The organism is Cardiobacterium sp. Marseille-Q4385, assembly GCF_916618745.1.
GTDB lineage: Bacteria > Pseudomonadota > Gammaproteobacteria > Cardiobacteriales > Cardiobacteriaceae > Cardiobacterium.
In genome coordinates this window covers 2,355,951-2,380,218 of the sequence record NZ_OU745373.1, presented here as the reverse complement: position 1 = coordinate 2,380,218, position 24,268 = coordinate 2,355,951, and the positions used below count along the sequence as shown (strand labels likewise).

19 protein-coding genes are annotated in these 24,268 nt (G+C 57.4%); 10 read left to right on the top strand and 9 right to left on the bottom strand.

Annotated features, from left to right (window positions below):
* The first annotated feature begins 129 nt into the window (after positions 1-129).
* Both mutS and thrC read left to right on the top strand, forming a co-directional pair.
* Positions 130-2,730: a DNA mismatch repair protein MutS gene (gene mutS, locus LG374_RS11330; protein ID WP_225757800.1), complete on the top strand. Its 2,601-nt coding sequence runs from the start codon at positions 130-132 to the stop codon at positions 2,728-2,730.
* A gap of 95 nt (positions 2,731-2,825) precedes the next feature.
* Positions 2,826-4,238 (top strand): threonine synthase, encoded by a 1,413-nt coding sequence (thrC, locus tag LG374_RS11325; RefSeq protein ID WP_225757799.1) that lies wholly within the window; start codon positions 2,826-2,828, stop codon positions 4,236-4,238.
* Between the two features lie 295 nt (positions 4,239-4,533).
* Here the strand turns inward: thrC and LG374_RS11320 are convergent, their stop codons facing one another.
* The 7 genes from LG374_RS11320 to LG374_RS11290 all read right to left on the bottom strand — a co-directional run bounded on the left by LG374_RS11320 (position 4,534) and on the right by LG374_RS11290 (position 14,196).
* Positions 4,534-4,857 carry a hypothetical protein gene (locus tag LG374_RS11320; RefSeq protein ID WP_225757798.1) on the bottom strand — a complete coding sequence of 108 codons (324 nt, stop codon included), beginning with the start codon at positions 4,855-4,857 and terminating at the stop codon, positions 4,534-4,536.
* Positions 4,858-4,977: 120 nt separating this feature from the next.
* Positions 4,978-5,835 (bottom strand): hypothetical protein, encoded by an 858-nt coding sequence (locus LG374_RS11315; protein ID WP_225757797.1) that lies wholly within the window; start codon positions 5,833-5,835, stop codon positions 4,978-4,980.
* Between the two features lie 418 nt (positions 5,836-6,253).
* Positions 6,254-7,046, bottom strand: a protein-coding gene (locus LG374_RS11310; protein ID WP_225756001.1) for an IS5 family transposase whose coding sequence is annotated in 2 segments (ribosomal slippage) — positions 6,254-6,781 and positions 6,783-7,046 — 792 coding nt in all. Because the reading frame shifts where the segments join, the coding sequence is not laid out codon by codon here.
* A gap of 817 nt (positions 7,047-7,863) precedes the next feature.
* Positions 7,864-8,703, bottom strand: a complete 840-nt coding sequence (locus tag LG374_RS11305) for a ferritin-like domain-containing protein (RefSeq protein ID WP_225757796.1) — start codon at positions 8,701-8,703, stop codon at positions 7,864-7,866.
* A gap of 282 nt (positions 8,704-8,985) precedes the next feature.
* Positions 8,986-9,513 (bottom strand): GNAT family N-acetyltransferase, encoded by a 528-nt coding sequence (locus tag LG374_RS11300; RefSeq protein WP_225757795.1) that lies wholly within the window; start codon positions 9,511-9,513, stop codon positions 8,986-8,988.
* A gap of 365 nt (positions 9,514-9,878) precedes the next feature.
* A protein-coding gene (locus LG374_RS11295; protein WP_225757794.1) for an IS5 family transposase occupies positions 9,879-10,671 on the bottom strand; the annotation gives its coding sequence in 2 pieces (ribosomal slippage) (positions 9,879-10,406 and positions 10,408-10,671; 792 coding nt in all).
* A gap of 153 nt (positions 10,672-10,824) precedes the next feature.
* Positions 10,825-14,196: a chromosome segregation SMC family protein gene (locus LG374_RS11290; RefSeq protein WP_225757793.1), complete on the bottom strand. Its 3,372-nt coding sequence runs from the start codon at positions 14,194-14,196 to the stop codon at positions 10,825-10,827.
* Positions 14,197-14,352: 156 nt separating this feature from the next.
* On the opposite strand from LG374_RS11290, the gene LG374_RS11285 reads away from it, so the two are divergent.
* From LG374_RS11285 to LG374_RS11275, 3 genes are all read left to right on the top strand, one after another.
* Entirely contained in the window at positions 14,353-14,805 is a 453-nt protein-coding gene (locus LG374_RS11285; protein WP_225757792.1) for a copper resistance protein NlpE, read from the top strand.
* 122 nt (positions 14,806-14,927) lie between these two features.
* Positions 14,928-17,810, top strand: a complete 2,883-nt coding sequence (locus tag LG374_RS11280; protein ID WP_225757791.1) for a DNA translocase FtsK — start codon at positions 14,928-14,930, stop codon at positions 17,808-17,810.
* Positions 17,811-17,890: 80 nt separating this feature from the next.
* A complete protein-coding gene (locus tag LG374_RS11275) occupies positions 17,891-18,691 on the top strand; it encodes an outer-membrane lipoprotein carrier protein LolA (RefSeq protein WP_225757790.1) in 801 nt (266 codons plus the stop codon).
* Positions 18,692-18,775: 84 nt separating this feature from the next.
* Here LG374_RS11275 and LG374_RS11270 read toward each other — a convergent pair whose 3' ends face one another.
* Positions 18,776-19,279 carry an IS630 family transposase gene (locus LG374_RS11270; protein ID WP_225758026.1) on the bottom strand — a complete coding sequence of 168 codons (504 nt, stop codon included), beginning with the start codon at positions 19,277-19,279 and terminating at the stop codon, positions 18,776-18,778.
* Between the two features lie 20 nt (positions 19,280-19,299).
* Positions 19,300-19,608 (bottom strand): IS630 transposase-related protein, encoded by a 309-nt coding sequence (locus LG374_RS11265; protein WP_225756322.1) that lies wholly within the window; start codon positions 19,606-19,608, stop codon positions 19,300-19,302.
* A gap of 171 nt (positions 19,609-19,779) precedes the next feature.
* Between LG374_RS11265 and LG374_RS11260 the strand changes: the two genes are divergently transcribed.
* The 5 genes from LG374_RS11260 to LG374_RS11240 all read left to right on the top strand — a co-directional run bounded on the left by LG374_RS11260 (position 19,780) and on the right by LG374_RS11240 (position 24,006).
* Positions 19,780-21,105 carry a replication-associated recombination protein A gene (locus LG374_RS11260; protein ID WP_225757789.1) on the top strand — a complete coding sequence of 442 codons (1,326 nt, stop codon included), beginning with the start codon at positions 19,780-19,782 and terminating at the stop codon, positions 21,103-21,105.
* Positions 21,102-22,163 carry an FRG domain-containing protein gene (locus LG374_RS11255; protein ID WP_225757788.1) on the top strand — a complete coding sequence of 354 codons (1,062 nt, stop codon included), beginning with the start codon at positions 21,102-21,104 and terminating at the stop codon, positions 22,161-22,163. Before LG374_RS11260 ends, LG374_RS11255 begins: the two co-directional genes overlap by 4 nt.
* Complete coding sequence (locus tag LG374_RS11250; RefSeq protein ID WP_225757787.1) at positions 22,160-22,657, top strand: cytochrome b; 498 nt, start codon at positions 22,160-22,162, stop codon at positions 22,655-22,657. The genes LG374_RS11255 and LG374_RS11250 overlap by 4 nt, the downstream gene beginning before the upstream one ends.
* Entirely contained in the window at positions 22,654-23,169 is a 516-nt protein-coding gene (locus tag LG374_RS11245) for a protein disulfide oxidoreductase (RefSeq protein WP_225757786.1), read from the top strand. The genes LG374_RS11250 and LG374_RS11245 overlap by 4 nt, the downstream gene beginning before the upstream one ends.
* A gap of 255 nt (positions 23,170-23,424) precedes the next feature.
* Positions 23,425-24,006, top strand: coding sequence for a YigZ family protein (locus LG374_RS11240; RefSeq protein ID WP_225757785.1), 582 nt, complete (start codon positions 23,425-23,427; stop codon positions 24,004-24,006).
* The last annotated feature ends 262 nt before the right edge of the window (positions 24,007-24,268 follow it).

The window sequence follows — 24,268 nt, the reverse complement described above, 5'->3', positions numbered from 1 at the left end:
TTCTCCAAAACAAACCGCCCTCCGGGGCGGTTTAATGATTACAGCGAAGAGCATTGCCCAGCACGCCAACATGGCACCCCCATCACTTGCTACACTTCGCGCCCACATCCCAACCTCCAGTCCAAGACCATGCACAGCGCCCACACGCCGATGATGCAGCAATACCTCGGCATCAAAAAAGACTACCCCGACACCCTCGTCCTCTACCGCATGGGCGACTTCTACGAACTCTTCTACGACGACGCGCGCCGCGCCGGCGAACTGCTCGGCATCAGCGTCACCACGCGCGGGCAGTCGGCGGGCAAACCCATCCCGATGGCGGGCGTCCCCGTGCATGCCATTGATACCTACATCGCCAAACTCATCAAACAGGGGCAGAGCGCCGTCATCTGCGAACAAATCGGCGATCCGGCGCTCGCCAAAGGGCCAGTCGAGCGCGCTGTGACCCGCATCATCACCCCCGGCACCCTCACCGACGAAGCCCTCCTGGACGAAAACCGCGACAACATCCTTGCCAGCATCGCCCCCGGCAAAGAGCACTACCACCTCGCCTGGGCAGACATCAGCAGCGCGCGCTACCGCATCAGCGAACCGCTCGATGAAAACGCGCTGAAAAGCGAACTCGAACGCCTGCAACCGGCGGAAATCCTCATCCCGGACAGCGCCCGCCTGCCTGCCGCCCTCGCCGGACAAAAACGCCCGCGCCGCCAGCCGGACTGGTACTACGACCACGACAGCGCGCTGAACCTCATCCTGCAGCACTACCAAATCAAAACCCTCAGCGGCTACGGCATCCGCGACGACGACCCCGCCCTCGGCGCGGCAGGCTGCCTCCTGCAATACCTCTACGACACCCACAAACAAACCCTGCCACCGCTCGCCCCGCTCCTGCGCGAAAGCGGCGACGACAGCCTCACCATCGACGCCGCCAGCCGCCGCAACCTCGAAATCGACTACACCCTGGGCGGCGACCACAAACGCAGCCTCACCGGCAGCATCAACCACTGCCAGACCCCGGCGGGCAGCCGCAACCTCAAACGCTGGATCAACCGCCCCCTGCGCGACCACAACGCTATCAGCGCCCGCCATGACGCCGTCGCCGCCCTGCTTGCCGACAACAACGCGCGCGAACAACTGCGCAGCCTGCTGCACCACAGCGCCGACATCGAACGCATCACCACCCGCATCGCCCTCGGCAGCGCCCGCCCGCGTGAACTCGCGCAACTGCGCGACACCCTGCAACGCTGCCCCCATATCGCCGCCCAACTGCAAGCGCCCGCCGGGGAGAGCAGCCTGCTCGCTGCCTACATCCCGGCCTTGAGCGCACTCACCGCCGCGACCGCACACCTCGAAAAAGCACTGGTTGAAGCGCCACCGCTCACCCTCAAAGACGGCGGCATCATCGCTCAAGGCTACGACCCCGAACTTGACCGCTTGAACCACCTCGCCCGCGACAGCGAAAACATCCTCGCCGAACTCGAAGCTGCCGAAAAAACCAAAAGCGGCATCCCCAACCTGCGCATGGGCTACAACAACATCCACGGCTACTATATTGAAATCCCGCGCAGCCAGAGCGACACCGCGCCCGCGCACTGGATACGCCGCCAAACCCTGAAAAACAGCGAACGCTACATCACCGACGAACTCAAAACCCTCGAAGACCAAGTGCTGAACGCGCGTGACCAGGCGCTCGCCCTCGAAAAACAGCACTACGACGCCCTGCTCGCCGCGCTTAACGGCGAACGCGACGCCCTCTACGCCTGCGCCCGCGCGCTTGCCGAGACCGACACCCTTGCCGCCTTCGCCCACCTCGCCGACAAACATCACTACCACCGCCCGACCCTCGATCCCGAACCCATCCTCACCATCGAACAAGGCCGCCACCCCGTCGTCGAACAACACAACAGCGAACCCTTCATCGCCAACGACCTCGAACTCGGCAAACGTCGCCAAGTCCTCATCATCACCGGCCCGAACATGGGCGGCAAAAGCACCTACATGCGCCAGGCCGCCCTCATCACCATCCTCGCCTGTGCCGGCAGCTACGTCCCCGCCAAAAGCGCGCGCATCGGCAGCCTGCACCGCATCTACACCCGCATCGGCGCCAGCGACGATCTCGCCGGCGGCCGCAGCACTTTCATGGTCGAAATGACCGAAACCGCCAACATCCTCAACAACGCCGACGCGCACAGCCTCGTCATCATGGACGAAGTCGGACGCGGCACCGGTACCTACGACGGCCTCTCCCTCGCCTGGGCCGCCGCCGAACGCCTGGCGCGCGACAACCGCGCCCTTACCCTGTTCGCCACCCACTACTTCGAACTGACCGAACTTGCCGAAACGCACAAAAACATCAAAAACATCCACCTCGCCGCCGTCGAACACCACGACAACATCGTCTTCCTGCACCACGTCGAAGAAGGGGCGGCGAGCAAAAGCTACGGCCTGCAAGTCGCACGGCTAGCCGGCGTGCCGCTGGACACCATCCACGCCGCAACCGCCAAACTGCGCCAACTCGAAACCCGGCGCGACCACGGCAGCCCGCAAATGCAACAGCATGAACTGTTGCCTCTCGCCCCACCCGTCGCCGACAATCCCCCCGCCGCCCCCCCTACCGACCCGCGTTTGCAGGCACTCGCGGACGAAATCGCCCTCACCAACCCGGACGACCTCACCCCACGCGCCGCGCACGAACTCATCTACCGCTGGAAAAAACAATTGCAAGACTGAGCCCGTTGCCTTGCAGGACAAACGGGGGCAGAGGACAATGTCGCCAAGAAACCGGCGTACCGTGTCGGACCCAAACAACACACAAGGAGAACCCCATGCAATACCAATCCACCCGTGGCGCCAAACTCGGCGGCTTCTGCGACATCCTCCTGCAAGGCCTTGCGCCCGATGGCGGTCTGGCCATGCCGAGCAAAATTCCGCACATCAGCGGCAAAACCCTCGAAAGCTGGCGCGAACTCGACTACGCCGATCTCGCCTACGCCGTCATGCACCCCTTCATCGGCGACATCCCGGAAGACGACCTGCGCGCCATCCTGCGCCGTACCTACACCAGAGACGCCTTCGGCAGCGCAGACATCACCCCGCTGACCCGCCTCGGCGACAGCAACACCTACCTGCTCGAACTCTCAAACGGCCCCTCGCTCGCCTTCAAAGACATCGCCATGCAATTCCTCGGCAACGCCATGGCCTACGTCCTCGAAACCCGCGACGCGCGCCTCAACATCCTCGGCGCCACCTCCGGCGACACCGGCTCCGCCGCCGAATACGCCATGCGCGGCAAAGAGCGCATCAACGTCTTCATGCTCTCGCCGCACGGCCGCATGAGCCTCTTCCAGCAGGCGCAGATGTATAGCCTGCAAGACAAAAACATCCACAACATCGCCATCGAAGGCGTCTTCGACGACTGCCAGGACCTCGTTAAAGCGGTGAACAGCGACGCCGCCTACAAAGCCGCGCACCACATCGGCGCAGTCAACTCCATCAACTGGGCGCGCGTACTCGCACAAAGCGTGTACTACTTCAAAGCCTGGCTCGCCCTCGACCTGCCCGCCGGCAGCGCGGTGGATTTCTGCGTGCCCTCCGGCAACTTCGGCAACATCTACGCCGGCTACCTCGCCAAACAAATGGGGCTGCCTATCGCCCACCTCATCATCGCCACCAACGAAAACGACGTCCTCTACGAAGCCCTGCAAACCGGCCACTACCGTGCCCGTCCGGCGATAGAAGTCGAAAAAACCAGCAGCCCCTCGATGGACATCGGCAAAGCGAGCAACTTCGAGCGCTACCTCTACAACCTGAGCGGCAACAACGCCGCACAAACCGCCGCCCGCTGGAAAGCCCTGGCAGCGGACGGTGCCATTGACCTGCAACCGCTCATGGACGCCATCCGCGCCTCCGGCTTCACCGCCGGCCGCAGTGATCATGCCGCCCGCCTCGCCACCATCCGCGAGACCTATCAAGCCTACAACCGCCTCATCGACCCGCACACCGCCGACGGCGTGTACGTCGCCAAACACTGGCGCGCGGAAAACAAAAGCGAACGTCCGCTCATCTGCCTGGAAACCGCGCTGCCGGCCAAATTCGAGGCGACCGTGCGCGAAGCGACCGGCCTGCGCGCCCCGCGCCCCGCACAATTCGAAGAGATCGAAGAAGCGCCACGCCGTGTTACCGTCATGGCGAACGACGTTAGCGCACTGAAAGACTACATCACGGCCGCCCTCGCCTGAGACGCGCCATCCTCCATACACAGAGACGCCGCTTGCGGCGTCTCTTGCATTGACGGGATCGGTATTTGTTGAATAGATAAAAAAGCGTAACAAGGCGTGCCGCCGCAGACAGTACCAGTAGTACCGCGGGTTTCCATAAAAATCGCGTAGCGATTTTTATGTGGCCCGGTCAGGCGATGCAACGCGGTTACGCTTTTTTAGATGTTTAACTATAAAAACAGAATAGTCAGTTTGCGGAATAAGGAATAATTTAAGGGGCTGTAAAGCCCCTTTCTTATGTTGGTCAGATGAAGTATCAGAGTTCGGTAAGTCCATATGGATTTTGCTCTATTTCGGGATTAGTGTATGGATTGTCATAACATGTATCTTCCAGCATCGCATTAGGCACAATACATCTAATGCGCCCATCCGAGTCATCGCCTTTATCCCGAGTTTCTGCCGCTTTCTGCAAACGAAGTTTCTCAGTTTCTGCTGCTTTGGCTTGTTGCTCTGCTTCCCACATAGTGGTGCCTCTTTTCCAGCCTTCTCTGAAAGCGGCACGGCTGCCGGGGTCGGTAATCAGTGCGACCAATACTTGCCAAAGGCTGATGTTTTTTTCTTGTACGACCTTTTCTGTCATGGCAGACACCTCTTAAATCTTCTTTCTTGTGAATGGGTTATATGCCTATTGCGAGACATAGTCAAATATCGCGACTCATTTGCCGGGAAGTACGGCTTTGCGGCACTACTCTTCCTGCATTTATTTTAAGTGCACCCTTTCTCTGCACGCTTCTTGCTGGAATGCCGAGTAGCTGATGTTTTTTTGGCTTGCCGCACGATAGAGGCGAGCGAGGCTGAAAGCGACATAGCGCTTGGCAACATAGCCGATACCTTCCAAATCTTCGTTGTTTTTGATGAGTCCGGCCAGTTTTTTGCGGTTGTCGTACATTTCCCGGCAGAGATTATCGGGGATATTCCACAGGTCTTTTTTCTTGTCGATGAATCGCCCGTCGGCAAAAGTCACGGTGATGTCATCGTATTCGGCGATAAAGCGATTGCCTTCAATGCGGTAGTGGGCTTCGTGGGATTCCATCAAACCGCCTCCCATGGTGCGCGGCACTTTATCCGGGCCGATGGCCAGCAGGATGTAGGGATAGCGACGCTGGATGTTGCCGCCGTTGGAGATGAAGATGGAGTAGATGTCGTAGGTGCCGAGTTGGCGGGGTGCTTTGTCGTCAAAGTGGATGTAGCTGCCAACGCCGCCATAGGGACTGTCTTCCAGGTGCTGATAGCCGCTGGGTGCCATAGAATCGGTGATGAGTTTGTCGTTGAAGAACAGCACCTGTCCGTCATTGCCGGGATTCATCCGCTTGCTGAATGTGCCGTAGCGGGATTGCGGCACATCGGCCAAGCCGAAAACATCGTCGTCATCCATGCTGCCGTCTTGTGGCATTTGTTGCGGCTTTTTAGCCGTTGCCTTGGTTTTGTCGCGCGGTTTTGACGCATCGCGGATGCAAATGATGCAGTTCTCACTGCCGATGAGCTGCATGCCGTTTCCTTCGCAACCGCCCAAGAGCAGTGCGACGAACAGGATTGTTGGGGTGATGGGTGATCGCATGATGCCTCCGCGTTTTTCGCTACTTTCCCTGATGCTAGCGCGTAGTCTTGGGTAGAGCAAGGAAGTTGGATGTATCGGTATCCATGCCGCATGGTATGGCGGATGGCCGGATACAAAAAGGAAGCTTGTGGCTCCTTGCCTGAGTCACCAGCGGATATTGTTGCAGGCGGTAGCGGTGGCGATGGAATGCGATGAGTCTTAATCCCTTTGATTCAGGGACGTTTTTTATTCATCCCTACAAGATAGACACCTCAATCGGCAGGGGTCTTAATCCCTTTGGTTCAGGGACGTTTTTTATTCCTACGGAGTTACCTATGAATATCGCCAGTATTATGTCTTAATCCCTTTGGTTCAGGGACGTTTTTTATTCCGAAGACATAACCGATGATGGTTTAGAGACTATTGTCTTAGAGCGTGTTCATAGTCTTCGTAGCAGGACTCCCAAGAAAGCCAAAGCTACCATTTGCAGACTGGTACTCAACTTACGCTCGCAGTTTTTCCAAAGCCGTCTGTTCTTTTCCAACCAGGAAAAACTGCGCTCGACTACCCATCGCTTTGGCAATACCGCAAAGCGGTGTAATTCGTTTCGTTTGGCAATCTCTACCTCCGCACCAATCAACTCCTGTACTGACGAAGCAAATGCCTTACCCGTGTAACCACCGTCAGCAAGGATTTTTTGTACCGCCCCAAGATTATCCCGCCCACGTTCCAATGCTAGCAGGCAGCCTTTTCTATCCGTAACATCCGCCGTCGTTACCGCAAGCGCATGCGGCAAACCCTGCGTGTCAACCGCTATATGCCGCTTGATACCGCTAACCTTCTTGCCCGCATCGTAGCCTTTTTCCATGGCGGTATCCGTGTTCTTCACACTCTGCGCATCAATAATCAGGAAAGTGGTTGCTTCATGATGCCCCTGCTTGCGGCGCTCCGCAACTACCTGATTTTTTTAATGCTTCCTCAAGGATGCTGATGCCACTCTCGCGTGGCTCAGTCCATCTCTGGAAGTAGGAATGCACGGTGCGCCATTTGGGGAAATCGCCCGGCAAAGCGCGCCAGGAGCAGCCAGTGCGTTGCAGGTAGAGAATGGCACAAAAGACATCGTACAAGTCCACCTGACGTGGCGCTGTGCGTTTACGGGCACTTTCCAGCAGGGGGAGGAGAGGCGCAAATTGCTCGCGACTGATATCGCTTGGGTAGGTTTTTCTGTTCATGCCGATAGTTTACAGCAGAGGCTGAGACAATGAACACGTTCTTAATCCCTTTGGTTCAGGGACATTTTTTATTCATCTGGCTCTTAATGCCAAAGGCCGCGCGGCTGTGGTCTTAATCCCTTTGGTTCAGGGACGTTTTTATTCGGACTACAACACGGCTACGGGCAACGGTTCGGTGGTCTTAATCCCTTTGGTTCAGGGACGTTTTTTATTCGAGAAAAAGTCATGAAAGAAATCATTTTGAAACGTCTTAATCCCTTTGGTTCAGGGACGTTTTTTATTCCGTGGCTATTGTTTTTCCTCCTTTGTTTCAATAGGTTGGAGTGATACTTTCCAAGTTTTTGTAACGCAGGAAAGCTGTTGTCTTGCTGCCACACAGATGGTTTCCGGGCTATTTGCTGTGAGCGGGAGCGTCTCTGGGCAGGCAAGGGTTTTGTCAGGCCTATATCTGCATGGGGTATTTTGTTTTATCCGGATGGGCATTCAAGGTGTTATGCGCCCGGTCTATCTTTATGCAGGGGTTATCGGTTGTTAGAGATCGGTTTTTGGGCATTCTATGGCTGTTTTTTGATGAATGCCATAGGGTGACGTTTTAGGCCGATTTGTTATGTTTTTTTCCTGCGGGAGCGATGCTTTGTTCGCAAGCGGCGAAGGGTTTTCTCGCGTTCTGCGTGCGCGGCATGTTTCTGCCGCGCTGCCCTGCTGGTGGGGTGCCGTCGCTTGATCCGTAAGCCTTCTTTTAGGAAGGCTTGTGACTGGTGTGCAGGGCAGGTTTTCTGTAACAGGCGCTATTGGGGTTTCTTGTTGGGCAGTCTGTTTATTGTTCGGCGATTTCTTCCAGCATGGCGATTTCCAGGTCATCAAACCCCGCTTGCAGGCGGGCTTCGACGTTAAATGGCCCTTTGATGGTCGCTTTGAGGTAGCCAGAGAGCAGTTCGGCAAAGGTTTCGCGATAGGGCAGGTTGCGTTCGGCGCAGCAATGTTTGAACCAGTGCGAGCCGATGGCGACGTGCCCCTGTTCGTCGCAGTAAATGATGTCCAGCAGGCGCGCGGTGTGTGTCTCGCCGTGATGGCGCAGTTTTTCCTGTATCAGCGGTGTAACGTCCAGCCCGCGCGCTTCCATGACGCGCGGCACCAGCGCCATGCGCACCATGACGTCGTATTCGGTATCCACGCAGGCCTGCCACAGGCCGCCGTGTGCGGTGAAGGCGCCGTAATGGCTGCCGAGTTGTTCGAGCCGTCCGGCGATCAGGCTGAAATGGTAGGCCTCTTCTTTGGCGACCCGGATCCAGTCGCGGTAGTACGCTTCCGGCATTTGCTGGAAACGGTAGGCGGCATCCAGCGAGAGGTTGATGGCGTTAAATTCGATGTGCGCGATGGCATGCAGCATGGCGCAGACGCCTTCACGCGTGCCGAGGCGGCGGCGTGGCACTTCTTTGGGCGCAACCAGTGCGGGCGCTGCCGGTCGCCCCGCATCGGGTACGCTCAGGACTTCCGTCGGCTCGCGGTAATAGAGTCCGTCGCGCAGTCCGTAGTAAATGGCATAGGTTTCCTGGATTTTGCGCGCCGGGTCGTTTTCCATCAGGGCGCGGTAAAGGGCGGGATAGAGGTTTTCGCAGGTCATGGTTATGGCTTTGGGGTTAAGGGAGGTGTGCATGATAACGATGTATGGCTTGCCCGTGTTTGTCCCGCTTGATGGTGATTTGAACCGTAGGGCGGCCTTTACATTGCAATGGTTTTGCGTGGGCCAAGGCCCACTCTACGCAACCCCGGTATTTATAGTTAAACATCTAAAAAATCGTAACGGCGTTGCGTCGCCTTGCCGTACTACCTGTACTGTCTGCGGCGACGCGCCTTGTTACGCTTTTTTATCTATTCAACTATATCCCGCTTAGCGGGCCCAGTAACCACGCCGCAGAAAACCCCGCCGTCAGGCGGTTCAATCGTGCGCTTCCGCCGCCGGTAAATCCTGTACCAGATTGAACCACTGTTCGCCCGCGTGTTGCGAGGCGGAGATGCCTTCGTTGGTGAAGCCGTTTTTTTCGTAGAACGGGATCAGCGCATCCAGACAGGTGAGGGTAACGCCGTCGCGACGGGCGATGCGGCAGGCGGCAATCAGCGCTTGCAGCAGTTGTCCGGCGATGCCCTGCCCCCGCTGTTCCGGAGCGACAGCGAGACTGAGGATGGCGCAATAGCCGCCGTGCGGCGGGTTCGGCACGCTTTTGGCAAAGAGTTCGTCGTGCAGGTAGCGCTCGTTGATGATGGCCGCAACGATAAAGCCGATGACGGTACCGCTTGCGTCGCGAGCGACGATGAAGGTGTCGTTGATAATGCGGATGCGCTCGGCCATCGCCGCTTCGCTAGCGGCTTCGGCTGCGGTAAAGCCTGCCCGCTCGATTTGCATGATGTGCGGCAGGTCGGCGGCGGTCGGGTGGTTCAGGGTGAGGTTTGCGGCAGGTGTTTTCATAGGGTTTCCGGGTTGGGTTTTGAATTGGGCTGTGTGTTTTGCTTTTGTACGCGACAGATGGTCGCTGCTTGCAAAGGTGGCATACGGATGCTCCGCCAAGCGGCGTCATTGCTGGTTTTGTGAGACGTTGCAGGCAATGTCTCTACATTTTTCTTTCTTCGTCGCGCCATCGTGTGCAGGGATGCCGCCAGGCGGCGTAAATACTGACCCCGCCAAGCGGCACCAATGCTGGGTTTGTGAGACGTTGCAGGCAACGTCTCTACGTTTTTCTTTCTTCGTCGCGCTATCGCGCTAATGGAGGCCATCAAGCGACGTCGTTACTGAGCTTACCAAGGGGCGTCATTGCTGGTTTTCTGAGAACGTGTTCATAGTCTTCGTAGCAGGATTCCCAAGAAAGTCAAAACGACCATCTGCAGACTGGCACTCAACTTACGCTCGCAGTTTTTCCAAAGCCGCCTATTCTTTTCCAACCAGGAAAAGCTGCGCTCTACTACCCATCGCTTCGGCAATACTGCAAAACGGTGCAATTCGTTTCGTTTGGCAATCTCTACCTCCGCACCAATCAACGCTTGTACCGACGAAGCAAATGCCTTACCCGTGTAACCACCGTCAGCAAGGATTTTTTGTACCGCCCCAAGATTATCCTTGTCACGTTCCAATGCCAGCAGACAGCCTTTTCTATCCGTAATATCCGCCGTCGTTACCGCAAGGGCATGCGGCAAACCCTGCGTGTCAACCGCTATATGCCGCTTGATACCGCTAACCTTCTTGCCCGCATCGTAGCCTTTTTCTATGGCGGTATCCGTGTTCTTCACACTCTGCGCATCAATAATCAGGAAAGTGGTTGCTTCATGGCGTCCCTGCTTGCGGCGCTCCGCAACTACCTGATTTTTTTAATGCTTCCTCAAGGATGCTGATGCCACTCTCGCGTGGCTCAGTCCATCTCTGGAAGTAGGAATGCACGGTGCGCCATTTGGGAAAATCGCCCGGCAAAGCGCGCCAGGAGCAGCCAGTGCGTTGCAGATAGAGAATGGCACAAAAGACATCGTACAAGTCCACCTGGCGTGGCGCTGTGCGTTTACGGGCACTTTCCAGCAGGGGAAGGAGAGGCGCAAATTGCTCGCGACTGATATCGCTTGGGTAGGTTTTTCTGTTCATGCCGATAGTTTACAGCAGAGGCTGAAACAATGAACACGTTCTGAGACATTGCAGGCAACGTCTCTACGTTTTTCTTTCTCCGTCGCACCATCGTGCTAATGGAGGCCATCAAGCGGCGTGGTTGCTGACGCTGTCCGGCAAGGTTGTGTCGGGTCATTCGGCGAACTGCACGGCAACGAGGCGGGAGACGCCCGGTTCGCTCATGGTGACGCCGATGAGGTGGTCGCAGGTTTGCATGGTGCGTTTGCGGTGGGTAATGACGATGAATTGGGTTTGTGTCGCCATGTCGCGCAGGAGGTTGCTGAGGCGGCCAACGTTCGCGTCATCCAGCGGCGCGTCCACTTCGTCCAAGAGGCAGAAGGGCGCGGGGTTCAGGCGGAAAAGAGCGAAGACGAGGGCAAGCGCGGTCAGCGCTTTTTCGCCGCCGGAGAGGACGCTCAGGTTTTTGACTTTTTTGCCGGGCGGGCGCACGGCGATGGTGATGCCGGCATCCAGTATGTCGCCTTCCGTCCAGGCGAGTTCGGCTTCGCCGCCGCGAAAGAGGATGGGAAAGAGGTTGGCGAAGTGGCGGTTGACGATGTCCAGGGTTTCTTGCAGGCGGCTGCGGGTTTCGTCGTCAAGTTTGTTGATGGCTTCTTCGAGCAGCGCCAGGGTGTCGCGCAGGTCGCGGCATTGGGTTTCCAGCGCGCTGTATTCGTTTTCGGCGCTGTCGTAGTCGGTGATGGCGGCGAGGTTGACGGCGCCGAGTGCTTCTTTTTGTTGTTTGAGGGTGCGGATGTCGGCGCTGAGCGCGGCTTCGTCTTCGGCGGCTTCCGGCAGGGGTTCGTGGTTGTCGCTGAGAAGTTCGGCGATGATGCGCTGTTGTTGCTGGTGCAGTTGTTCGATTTGTTGTTGGTGGTGTTGCAGGCGTTCTTCAGCGAGTTGGCGGCGGTGCGCGCGTTCACGCTGGGCTTCTTGTTCACGGTGCAGTTCGTGGGCAATTTTTTCGAGGGTTTGTGCACTCAGGGCGCGGTGTTGTTCGTTTTCGGCGTGGGTTTGTTCGTGGGTTTCGAAGCTGAGGTGGTTTTCTTCGAGGGTGAGGGCGAGGGTTTCGAGTTGTTCGTGTAGCGTGGCGAGGGCGGTTTCGGTGGCGGCGATGTCTTCGGCGAGACGGGTTTGTTGTTTTTCGCCGGCGGCGAGGTGGGCGCGATGTTGTTCGAGGGCGGTTTCGGCGGCGCGGATGTGTTCTTCGTGTTGTTGGGTGATGCGCGCGGTTTCCTGGTAGTGGGCGTGTTGTGCCTGGTATTCGTATTCGAGGGCCTGGATGGGCGGCAGGGTGGCAAGCGCTTGTTCGGCCTGGGTTTGTTCTTGTCTGGCTTGTTCGAGGTGGCGCGCGGCGGCAGCGATGTCTTCGGCGAGGGTGGCTGCGGCGCGTTGTTGTTGGGCGCGCAGGGTGGCGCGGTGTTGTTGTTGTTGGCGGCTGAGGGCGAGGCGGTGGCTATGTTCGCGTTGTTGTTGTTCGTGCTGTTCGTGCTGGCGGCGGGCGTTGTCGCGTTGGGCGATGGCGCCAGCAAGGGTTTCTTGCTGCGTCTGGTGTTCGGCTTCGAGGGCGCGTAGGGCGGTTTCGCCTGCGGCGAGGGCGGCTTCGAGGGTGGCGATGCGGCTTTGTCGGGCGAGTTGGTCGTCGGCGGCGGGGGCAGGCTGGACGCTGCTACGGCTGATGCTGCTGCCATCGAGGGTGAGGTATTGGACGCCGTCGGCGAGGTCGTCCGGGCGGATGTCGTGGTCGTGTTTGGCGAGAGGTTGTAGGTGACCAAGCCAGGGGTGCAGGTCGGCGTCGCTGGCGAGGTAGGGTTGCCAGGCCGCCGGTACGCCACCACCGCTCAGTTGGGGATGGCCGTGAGTGAGGGCGTGTTGCCAGTGAGCGGCGCCGATGCTGGCGTGCAGGCGTTCGCCGAGGTGTCGGCCAATGGCGGTTTGCCAGACGGGGTCCACGCGCAGGTGTTCGCTGAGGCGGGGAACATCAGGCTGGGCACTATCAGCGGCAGGCGGGGGTTGCAGGCGGCGCAGGGTGTCAAGTTCGGTTTGTTGGCGTTCGCGCTGGGTGTGTTGTTGGCGCAGGCGGTTTTCGCTGGCGTGGTGTTGTTCTTGGGCGGTCTGCACGGCCTCTTCGGCGGCGGCGAGGGTTTCGGCGGCGGTTTCCAGAGCGATGGCGAGGGTTTCTTGTTCGAGAGCGAGGGTTTCGAGTGTGTCGTCGTCTTCTTCATCTTCTTGGCCGATGGGTTCGGCGCGGCGCTGTTCAAGACGCTGGTATTGGGCTTGGGCGTCGTTTAAGCGGTGGGTGGCGGTGTAGAGGCGGTTTTCGGCGTGGTGACGGGTTTCGCGGTTGGCGTCGAGTTTGTGGCGCAGGGTTTCGGCGGCGGCGCGGGCGGCGTCACTGGCGGCGCGGGCTTTGTCGAGAGCGGGGCGTTCGGCGGTGAGTTGTTGTTCAAGACGCCCGATTTCGACGCGGTGTTGTTGTTGCTGGCCGTCGTCTTCGCCGTTTTGTTGGCGCAGGCGGGCAAGGCGGGCTTCGTGGTCGCGCGCGTTTTGCGCGAGGTGTTGTTGGCTCTGGCGGTCTTTTTCGAGGGCGCGGCGCAGTTGGGCCAGTTGGGCGGCGCTTTGCAGGGTCTGGTTTTCAGCGTTTTTGTGCGCTTCTTTGGCGGCAGTGTGTTGTTCGGCGAGGGCGGCGAGTTGGGCTTCGTCGATGCCGCTGTGGGCAAAGAGGTCTTCAAGGGCGGCGCGGTCTTCCTGGTATTGGCTTTGGGCGGCGTCCACCTGGCGTTGGGTTTGGTGGTATTGCCAGCTTTGCAGGCGGTGTGCGAGGTGTTGTTGTTTTTGGTTGAGTTCGCGCCACTGCCGGGCGGTAGCGGCTTCCTGGGCGAGTTTGTCGCGCTGTTTACCGAGTTGTTGCAGGCGGTCGTCGTGGCGGGTGAGGTGTTCGCGCACGTCGGTCATGCGCGCTTCGCTTTCTTTACGCCGCGTTTTGTAGTGGGCGATGCCCGCCGCTTCTTCAATGTAGCTGCGCAGTTCTTCGGGTTTGGCTTCGATAATGCGGCTGATCATGCCTTGTTCGATGACGGCGTAGCTGCGCGCGCCCACGCCGGTGCCTTGCAGGAGTTCGACGATGTCGCGCCGCCGCACGCGTTTGTTATTGATGCTGTATTGGGATTGGCCGTCGCTGCCGACTTTGCGCGCGATGATGAGCTCGGCGTAGTCAGCAAACGCACCGCCCGCGCTGCCGTCGCTGTTGTCGAAGTGCAGGGCGACGCTCGCCATGCCCGCTGCCCGCCGGTTCGCCGCGCCGGCAAAGATGATGTCAGTCATCGCCTGGCCGCGCAGTTGTTTGGCAGCGGTCTCGCCCAGTACCCAGCGCACGGCGTCGATGATGTTGGATTTGCCGCAGCCGTTCGGGCCGATAATGCCGGTGACGGGGGCATCTACCGGAAAGGTGGTGTTATCAGCAAAGGATTTGAATCCGGCGAGGCGGATGGCGGTGAGGCGCATGGTGGTCTGCTTTCCGTGGTCAAAGGGCGCGTATTATACGCGTCCCGTTCCGCTGGTTTTGTTTCGCGTTTACAACAGGATGTGACCTTTTTGATACTTGCACGGCAGTGGTTTTTTCCTATTATGTGCCGCCGTTGTTTTTTCGGATTTTTCATCATGCTGAATCGTTTTTTTCTGTTGTGTCTGCTCGCTGTACTCAGCGGCTGTTCATCTTCCGGCAAGAAAGGAGATGATGTGGTGGTGCGCCCGGTCATGCGCGGGGATACAGCGGTAGTCGATAATGCCCGGCAGACGGTGCAATGGCCGGGGACGTATCAGGGAATTCTGCCGTGTTCGACCTGCGAGGGCGTGGCTACGATGATCGTCCTCAAGCCGGATATGACTTATCAGACGCGCACCCGGATGCTCGGCATTGACGACAAGGACCGCACCAGCAAAGGACGCTTTGAGTGGTTGCCGGACGGCAGTCATATCGCCATCGACAGCGAGGGGCAGCGCAAGATATTCCGCGTGCACCCTGATCATCTGGAAATGCGTCTGCCCAATGGCGAGCAGATTCCTACCGCTAATCCGGAAGCGTTTCAGCTGATGAAAGATGCGATGATGTGAGATTCCTTCCATGTTTTCCGCCCGCCCCGCGCGCCTGCCGGGCGGGTTTTTCTGTGGTAAACCCGCCGGTATTTTTTTACAATGCCGCTCTTTAATTACGTCTTAGCAAAATAACTCGCCTTATGTCCCCTCCCTCCCCGATTGATAGCTGGCGTTATCATTTGCGCCGTGGCATTTCCGATTTATGGTTCATTCTCTCTATTGCCGCCGCCTTTGTGCTGCTCTTGGTTCTATTCGGTTATCACAACACTGACCCGGGCTGGAGTACATCTGGCGAAGCGCAGGAAACCCGTCATTTCCTCGGTACGCTCGGTGCTTATACCGCAGACCTGCTCTTTTCCCTGCTCGGTTATGCTGCTTATCTGCTGCCTTTTGGCGTAGCAACTATAGGCTGGCAAAGCGTGTGTCGTGCGCAAATTGACGCCGAATTGATGATCTGGAAATGCTTTGCCCTGGTAATTGCCATCATCTCGCTGTGCGGCATCCTGTCGCTGCATTGCGACGTCAAAATCAACTCGCTTGCTGTCACCGGCGGTGGCGTGGTCGGGCTAAAAATTTCCATTGAACTGCTGAAAATGTGGCCGGTGCAGCTGGTGATGAGCATCTACACCCTGCTGTTCCTCATCGGCATCACCCTGCTCGCGGAACTGAACTGGGCAAAAATACTGGATACCGTCGGGCAATGGGGTATCAATCTCTACAACTGGGTACATGGCAAAATCCATCACTTCCTCCATACGCGCAAGATAGCAACGGCGGATGCGACCCGCCGTCCCAGTGTATTTGCTTCCTCCGATGACGCAGGAGCGAGCAACGCGGGCACTGGCGGCGCGATGGCCTCGGCTGCCGCTATCTTCCCCAATCTGCGCGACCGACTGCTGAACCTCGTCAACAAGAGCAAACAGCGCCGTAGCGCGCGCGCGCCGCACACGCCGGTAATGCAGACCGTGCCGCCGCGCCCGCCGCAAAACAACAATCCCTTCGGCCTGAGCGGCATGACCGAACTGGATGGCGACGAACCGCCGCCATTCCGCGCACCTCCGCGTTACACCCCGCCGGAAGATGATGCCTCGGCGACGCCGCAGCGCAGCGAGCCAAACATCAGCTGGGCGCATTACAAAGCGCAGAATGTCACCGCAGAAACCTCTACCGAACCTAGCGACGAAGAAGAATACCGCCCGAAAAGCGACTATTTCGCCCGCCGCCAGAACGCTGGACTGCCACTGCGTGGCGACGAAAACGAGGCTTACCCGCCCGCTATCAACGACCCGGTAAACGACGAAGCACTGGAGGAAATGGACGAAGAAGACTTCACCGCGCTGGATAACGACGGTGATAACACCGCCGACAATGCAGCCGAAGAAAACACAGACGGTCGCCACGAACCGCAACTGCGTGTCCGCCTGAATAACGTCGCCACCGGCAGCAACGGCGGCGCCATCACCCTGACTGCCACTCGCGCGGTATCCGCTCCCATCGCCACTGCGCAAAACAATTCCTATCGGCTGCCCGACCTGAACCTCCTCAATCCGGGCACCACCGCCGTCGCCGATTACAGCGACGAAGAACTGGACGAAATGGCGATGCAAGTCGAACAGGCGCTGAAAAACTACAAACTCAGCGTGCGCGTCGAAAACATCACCGTCGGCCCGGTCGTTACCTGCATCGAACTCTCGCTCGCCCCCGGCATCAAAGTCAGCTCCATCACCAACCTTGACCGTGACATCGCCCGCCTCCTCTCTGTGCCTAGTGTGCGCGTTGTTGAAGTCATCCCCGGTCGCCCCTTCATCGGCCTTGAAATCCCGAACCGCAAGCGGGAAATGGTGCCGCTGCGCGGCGTTCTTGAATCCCCGCAATACCAAAAAGAGACCTCCCCGCTCACCGTCGTCCTCGGCGCGGACATCAGCGGCAAACCCGTCATCACCAATCTCGGCAAAATGCCGCACCTGCTCGTTGCCGGCACCACTGGTTCGGGCAAATCCGTCGGTATCAACGTCATCCTCGCCAGCATGCTATACAAGTCCAAGCCGGACGAACTCAAACTCATCCTGGTGGATCCGAAAACCGTCGAACTCGCCATGTACCGCGACATCCCGCACCTGCTCACCCCGGTTGTCACCGATATGAGCGACGCCGAAAACGCCCTGCGCTGGGCAGTGGCCGAAATGGAACGCCGCTACCAGCTCATGGTCGCCTTGAAAGTGCGCAAAATGGACGAATTCAACAAAGTCATCCGCGAAGCCGAAGCGCGCGGCGAACGCATCACCGATCCGACAGTTGACCCCGCTCTCTATATCGGCCTCGCTAACCAGCCGCCCGTACTGAAAACCCTGCCCTACATCGTCATCGTTATTGACGAACTCGCCGACCTGATGATGGTCGCCGGCAAAAACGTCGAACAACTCATCGCGCGCATCGCGCAAAAAGCACGTGCGGCGGGCATCCACCTCATCCTCGCTACCCAGCGCCCCTCTGTGGACGTCATCACCGGCCTTATCAAATCCAACATCCCGACGCGCATCGCCTTCCAGGTTTCCTCCAAAATCGACTCGCGCACCATTCTGAACGGCCAGGGCGCGGAAACCCTGCTCGGCAATGGTGACATGCTCTTCCTTTCGCCCGGCGTGGGCGGCGCGCGCCGCGTTCATGGTGCCTACATTGACGATCAGGAAGTGGACCGCCTCACCACCTACCTCAAAACCCAGGGCGAGCCCGACTACGAAGACGCCATCCTCGCCCCTGCCGCCACGAATAACGGTAATGGCAACGGCGGCGGCAAAGACAGCGACGATGCCGAACTCGACCCACTCTACGACCAGGCCGTGCAAGTCGTCATCGAATCCGGCAGAGCCTCCATCTCCGGCCTGCAACGCCACCTCAGCATCGGCTACAACCGCGCCGCGCGCATGGTGGACGTCATGGAACGCGCCGGCCTTGTTTCCCCACCTGACCACAAAGGCGTGCGCAAAGTCCTCACCGGCGGCGGCATGGGTGACAACTATTAAAAGCCCGTCACCTGCCGCCAAAGCGGCGGCAAGCCATAGCCCCGCATAATCCCGCCTCCGCCAAACCACAAGGAACCCACATGAAAAAGACCCTGCTCATCAGCCTCAGCATAGCCCTCGCCCTGCCCGCATACAGCCAGCAAGCGGCGACAAAACCCGCTGATAATGCTGCCGCTGCCAAACAGGCCGCCACCAATTCCCTCTACCAGCGTCGCCCCGCTGCCGACAAAAAACCAGCAGCAAGCACAGAACAACCGGCGGCAAATGCAGAAAAACCTGCTGACAAACCCGCTGCTGCCGGCGCCGCCGGCGGTAACGCGCTGGATACCTTCATGAAAGGCACCAAAGACCTGCAAGCGAGCTTCACCCAAACCGTGTACAACAAGCGCGGCGAAGAAACCAGCAAAGGCCAGATGTGGGTCGCCAAACCCGGTAAATTCTACTGGGACTACCAAAGCCCGAACCCGCAAAAAATCATCAGTAACGGCAAAAAGGTGTACCACTACGACATCGACCTCGAACAAATCAGCATCCGTGGTCGTGACGAACTCGTCGGCGACGTCGCTGTCGAACTCCTGAACGGCGAAGACAACATCTCGCGCAATTACAACATCGACCGCGTCGTCAAAAACCTCACCCCGCCGCGCCTGCAAAAATGGGTGGGTAACGGCGTCACCTACCGCCTGAAACCGAAAACCCGCCAGGAAGAATACGATGCCCTCTGGGTCATCCTTGACGGCAACAGCATCAGCGCCGTGATGATTGACGGCGGCAGCAGCCAGACCATCCTCAACTTCACCAACATGAAGCGCAACGTCGGTATCCCCGCCAGCCAATTTGAGTTCACCCCACCCAAAGGCGTGGACGTCGTCGGCAAATGAACATGGGCGGACACCCTGGATAACAAAATAAGTGGGCATCGTGCCCACTTTTTTTATCCCGACGATGACCTATGGCTAATGTACTTAATTATTCATACAGATATTAAATAATAGGTCAATATTATTTAATCGAAGTTTATTGCGAATAGATTTAATCCATGCCCATTTATGCTCGATTGGGTTTAAGTCAGGGCTATAAGGTGGAAGCCATAATATCCTATGCCCATTCTTCTTTAATAAATCAGCTATCTCGCTGCTTTTATGAAAAGCTGCATTATCCATCACAACTACACTGTTTTTTGGCAGTTCAGGTAACAAGGTTTGCTCCACCCACGCCTTAAAAATATCAGTATTAATGCTATGCTCGAACAAGCCAACAGCAAATAGCTTGTTCTCATATACCGCACCTATAGCATTAACTTGATTTTTACCATGCCAATCATGCTCAGCGTAACAACGCTGTCCTCTAAGTGAATAACCATATCGCCTGATCCAGTCTTTGCGGAAGCCACTCTCGTCAATATATACCAAAGGTAGTTTGCGCTTACGGAAGCAGGTCTGAAAACGTTGGAACCAATTCCGTTTAATCGGACAAGCCTTGGGGTGTTTCAGTATCGTCTTTTTTTACTAAATTTATTGCGTAGCATAGTCTTTCTGATAGCAGCGGGTGTGCATTTGAATCGTTTGGCACGTTCGCTTAGGTAATCTGTTGGATACATCTCAATATCAGCCAGGAGTTCTTCTGTGCGGATCTTTTTCGGTGGTCGTTTTTGTGGTGTTTTGGCTTTTTCAGGATGTTTCTTCCAATTTTGAATGGTCGTGAAATGGATCCCAAATAGTGCAGCAGTAGTTCGAACCGATAATCCACGACTTAATGTTTCCAGGACTTTTTTACGAAAGTCGGGAGAGTAGGCCATAATCATTCTCCTGTATGAAAAAATAAGCATCTTAGCTATAAAACAGCGCGCGGCAACCCCGCTTGATGAATCCGGCACCTATGCCGCCAAACAACCGCCCTGCCCTCTTGCCAAACCTGCCCGCAAACTTGCGTACAATCACGCGGACATCCTATCACCCACCATCCCATCATGACCGGCCAACCCTCCCTCTTCAGCCGCAGCGGCGACGTTCCCCTTGCCGAACGCCTGCGCCCCAAAACCCTTGCCAACTACATCGGGCAAAAACACATCCTCGGCTCCGGCATGCCGCTCACCGTCGCCATCGCCCAGCAAAAACCCTTCTCCATGCTGCTCTGGGGCGCGCCCGGCTGCGGCAAAACCACCCTTGCCCTGCTGCTTGCCGACCGCTTCGCCGCGCGCTTCATCCGCCTCTCCGCCGTCTTCTCCGGCGTCAAAGAAGTGCGCGAAGCCGTCCTTGAGGCCCAGCAAGAACGCCGCCTGGGCCGCAAAACCATCCTCTTTATCGACGAAATCCACCGCTTTAACAAAGCCCAGCAAGACGCCTTCCTGCCCTACGTCGAAGACGGCACCCTCATCCTCATCGGCGCCACCACCGAAAACCCCGCCTTCCATCTCAACAACGCCCTGCTCTCCCGCCTGCGCGTCTTCCACCTGCAACCGCTCAGCGAAGACGAACTCATCGAAAAACTGCGCCGGGGCGTGGCCGCGCTCAACCTCAACGACACAGCCGACAGCGTCCTCGCCACCATCGCCTACCAGTCCGGCGGCGACGCGCGAAAAGCCATCGGCTGGCTCGAAGAATGGGCACTGCTGCGCAGCCAGGGCGCAAGCGACGAAGACGCCCTCGCGCAAGCACTCGCCGACCAGCCGAAAGCGCTGGACAAACAGGGTGACTGGTTCTACGAACTCCTTTCCGCCTTCCACAAATCCCTGCGCGGCTCGAATCCGGACGGCGCCATGTACTGGTTCGCGCGCATGGTGGACGGCGGCGCCGACCCGCTGATTATCGCGCGGCGGATGCTGTGCGTCGCCAGCGAAGACATCGGCAATGCCGATCCGAACGCGCTTAACCTCGCCCTGAACGCCTACCAGACCTACGAACGCCTCGGCGCCCCTGAAGGCTATCTCGCCCTCGCCCAGACCATCACCTACCTCGCCCTCGCGCCGAAAAGCAACGCCAGCTACAAAGCGATGAAAGCCGCCTTCGCCTACGTCCGCGCGAACCCCGCCCACCCCGTGCCGCTGCACCTGCGCAACGCCCCGACCGCTGTGCACAAAAACGAAGGCTACGGCACACACTACCGCTACGCCCACGACGAACCGCAAGCCTACGCCGCCGGCCAAACCTACCTGCCGGACGCCATGCTGCAAGCGGGCATTCGCTTCTATCAGCCAAACCGGCGCGGCTTTGAAATCAAACTTGCCGACAAACTCGAACAACTGCGCGCGCTGGACGTGGCGGCAACCATAAATAAAACTGGAGAAAAACCATGACGGATAAAAAACAAAATGAAGTATCTGAGAGCAAGGAAATCCCGCACGAAATCAACAGCATCAGCGACCTGTCCCAAATCCTGCAAACACTTGGCGAACCTGAAAAAGGACATACCCGCTTCTTTCGCGGTCATGGCGATGAAAGCTGGAAATTACTGCCCAGTATCTATCGGGAGACCTATCTGATAGAAAACGAAGACAAAATCATCAAAGATGCCTTGACCTACTGCCCCGATGATTTTTTACCCAGCGATACCCTCTTTGAAAAACTGGTGAAATTGCAGCATTACGGATACAGCACCCGCTTGCTCGATTTAACGACAAATGCATTGGTCGCTTTGTATTTTTCTGCCTGGAATGAACAACACTATGATAAAGATGGCGAGCTGATAATTTTGGATATACCGGATGAACAGATTAAATATGGGGATAGCGATACAATTTCTATCTTATCCGCAATTTCTCTTCAATCTTATTTATTCAATTACTCTCAACTACAAGAAAAATCTGAAAAAAATGCAAAAGGCAGTGTGGATAGAAAGATTCTTCTCTCTATAAAGGAATTATCAAATCTAGGAGATTTACATAAGGCGTTACTAGAAAATAAACCTGAAGTAGGCACCTTACTTAGTCACTACATGAACGGTATGGAGGTACATTATGAAGATGAATTCATATCGATTTTTAATGCAGAAAAAGAAATAATTTCGTTGCTTCACACTATTCGTACAGATAAGCCACATTTCCGCCCAGTTATCAACCCTAGTGACTTTAATCGCGTCCTCTGCGTCCGTGCCAAACTCAATAACGCCCGTATTTCACGGCAACAAGGTTGCTTTCTAATATTCGGCATCAAAGACAATAAAACAGAAGCCGCTGTCATCCCTGATGAATGGCAACGCCTCGCCTCAAATAACCAAAAAATCCTCGTCAAAGCGGAAAGCAAAGCCGACATCAAGCAAGAACTCGAATCCTTCGGCATCAGCAAACGCACCCTCTTCCCCGAACTGGAAGCACAAGCGAAAGAAATTATGGACTACTACAAAGGACAAAAATGACCCCCGACACCCCCAGCCACTACGGCACTATCAGCCGCGCTCTGCACTGGAGCATGGCCATTGCCATCGCCTGCATGTACCTCCTCGCACTTGCCTGGCGCCTCTTCGGCCACACAGAAACCCTCATTCCCGTGCACAAAGCCCTCGGCACCCTGCTCCTCATACTCGTCTTCGCCCGCATCTTATGGGCAGTCGCCGCCGAGCAGCGCCCGCGCGCCACCAGCCTTGCCGCCCGCCTGGGGCATCTTGCGCTTTACCTCCTCATGCTCACCGTGCCGACCATCGCCCTCATCCGCGATGCCGCCGCTGGTCGTGACGGCAGCGCCGAAAACGTGGCGACCCGCTTCGGCGATCTTTGGCACAGCCGCGCCGCCTGGCTGCTGCTCCTGCTCATCGCCGGACACATCCTGATGACCGCCATCCACCAGTATCGTGGCGAAAAAATCCTGCAACGTATGGCAGGCCGCCGCGCCCACCCCGAAAACACACCATGACCGAGAACACCCCCCCGCGCCGCCTGTGGCGCACCCTGCGCAGCATCCTGCTGAATCTGCTCATCATCCTCGCTGCCATCCTGGCGCTTGATTGGTACCGCGCACCGGACAGCATCGCCATCGCCAACCTGCCCGCACTCACCAGCAGTGACGGCAAAACCTTCCACCTCGACGACAACCGCCCTACCCTGCTCTACATCTGGGGCGACTGGTGCATCTACTGCCGCCACACCTCGCCTGCCATCGACCGCCTCGCCCGCGACGGCTACCGCGTTGTCAGCATCGCCCTCAAATCCGGTGACGATGCCCACATCGCCGCCTACCTGCGCGAACACGGCTGGCAATTCTCGGTGGTCAACGACGCCGACGGCCACATCAGCGCCGCCCTGCACGTCCGCGCCACGCCGACCATCGCCATCATCAAAAATGGCCGCCTGCGCCTCTCAACCAGCGGCTGGACGAGCGCGACCGGCCTGAAACTGCGCCTGTGGTGGGCGGAAATCAGCGGATAACGGCAGGAATAAAGCGCCGCCAAGCGGGATAAACATCAAATTCTCAGGCGGTTGCGAAGCGAGGGAGAAACCCCTTCCCCCGCTTGCGGGGGAAGCTGGCCGCAGACCGGAAGGAGGGATAAACATCAAGCGGGATAAAACCTGGATGCTTGAATCATCGTCAAACGAGACAAGCTTTGGATTACCCTTCGCATCACGCCAAAACCGTAGTAGCGTTCATCACCCTAAACCACCGCGTCCAACCAGACATCGCCCATGAACCGTATCAAAGCGCCCCATTCCGCAGAAATCAGCATAAAAAACAGCAAATTCATCGCCTACCTCTTCCCTATTGCGGACGTTACCGAAGCAGAAATCCTGCTGGCTCAAGTCAAACGCGAACATCCCAAAGCGCGCCATTGGTGCTACGCCTACCGTCTCGGCGCAGAAGAATACCGCTGCAATGACGACGGCGAACCCTCAGGCACCGCCGGGCTGCCCATTTACCAACAATTACTCTCCTTTGACGTGAGCAATTCCCTGGCGGTTGTGGTGCGCTACTTCGGCGGGATTCTGCTTGGCACCGGCGGTCTCATCAAAGCCTATAAAGAAAGCACCCGCGCCGCCTTGCAGACGGCCGAACTGGAAGCACTGATTCCCCAGATTATCTTCCGCGCCACCGCTGACTACGCTCAGATGAGCACCCTCTATAACTACTGCCAGCGCGCCGGGGCACAGATTCTGGAACAGGAGGTGGACTGGCAGTGCCGGCTGCGGGCAAGCGTGGCGCAGGAACACTTTACCCAACTGCAAAGCCTGTTGGTGCAGCACCAGATTCAAGTGCAAGCGGAAGAATGAAAGCACGGCGTTTGAGCCTGTCGCCGTTTGACTTGCGCAGCCGATTTTTGCGGTAAAACGGCTACTGCCGAGCAGCACCATAAGGTTCATCGTCAACAAGTCCTAAGCATTGACTCCGCTGTGAAGCGAGCTTTGTTTACACTTATGGCGACGCTGTTTTTATTTTTGGTCGTTATTGGCGATAAATATCGTTTATCTGCGATTCCCATCACCCTTAAGCGGTAACGATTAGTGAATTACGCCTTCAATGCCACTTGCGCAT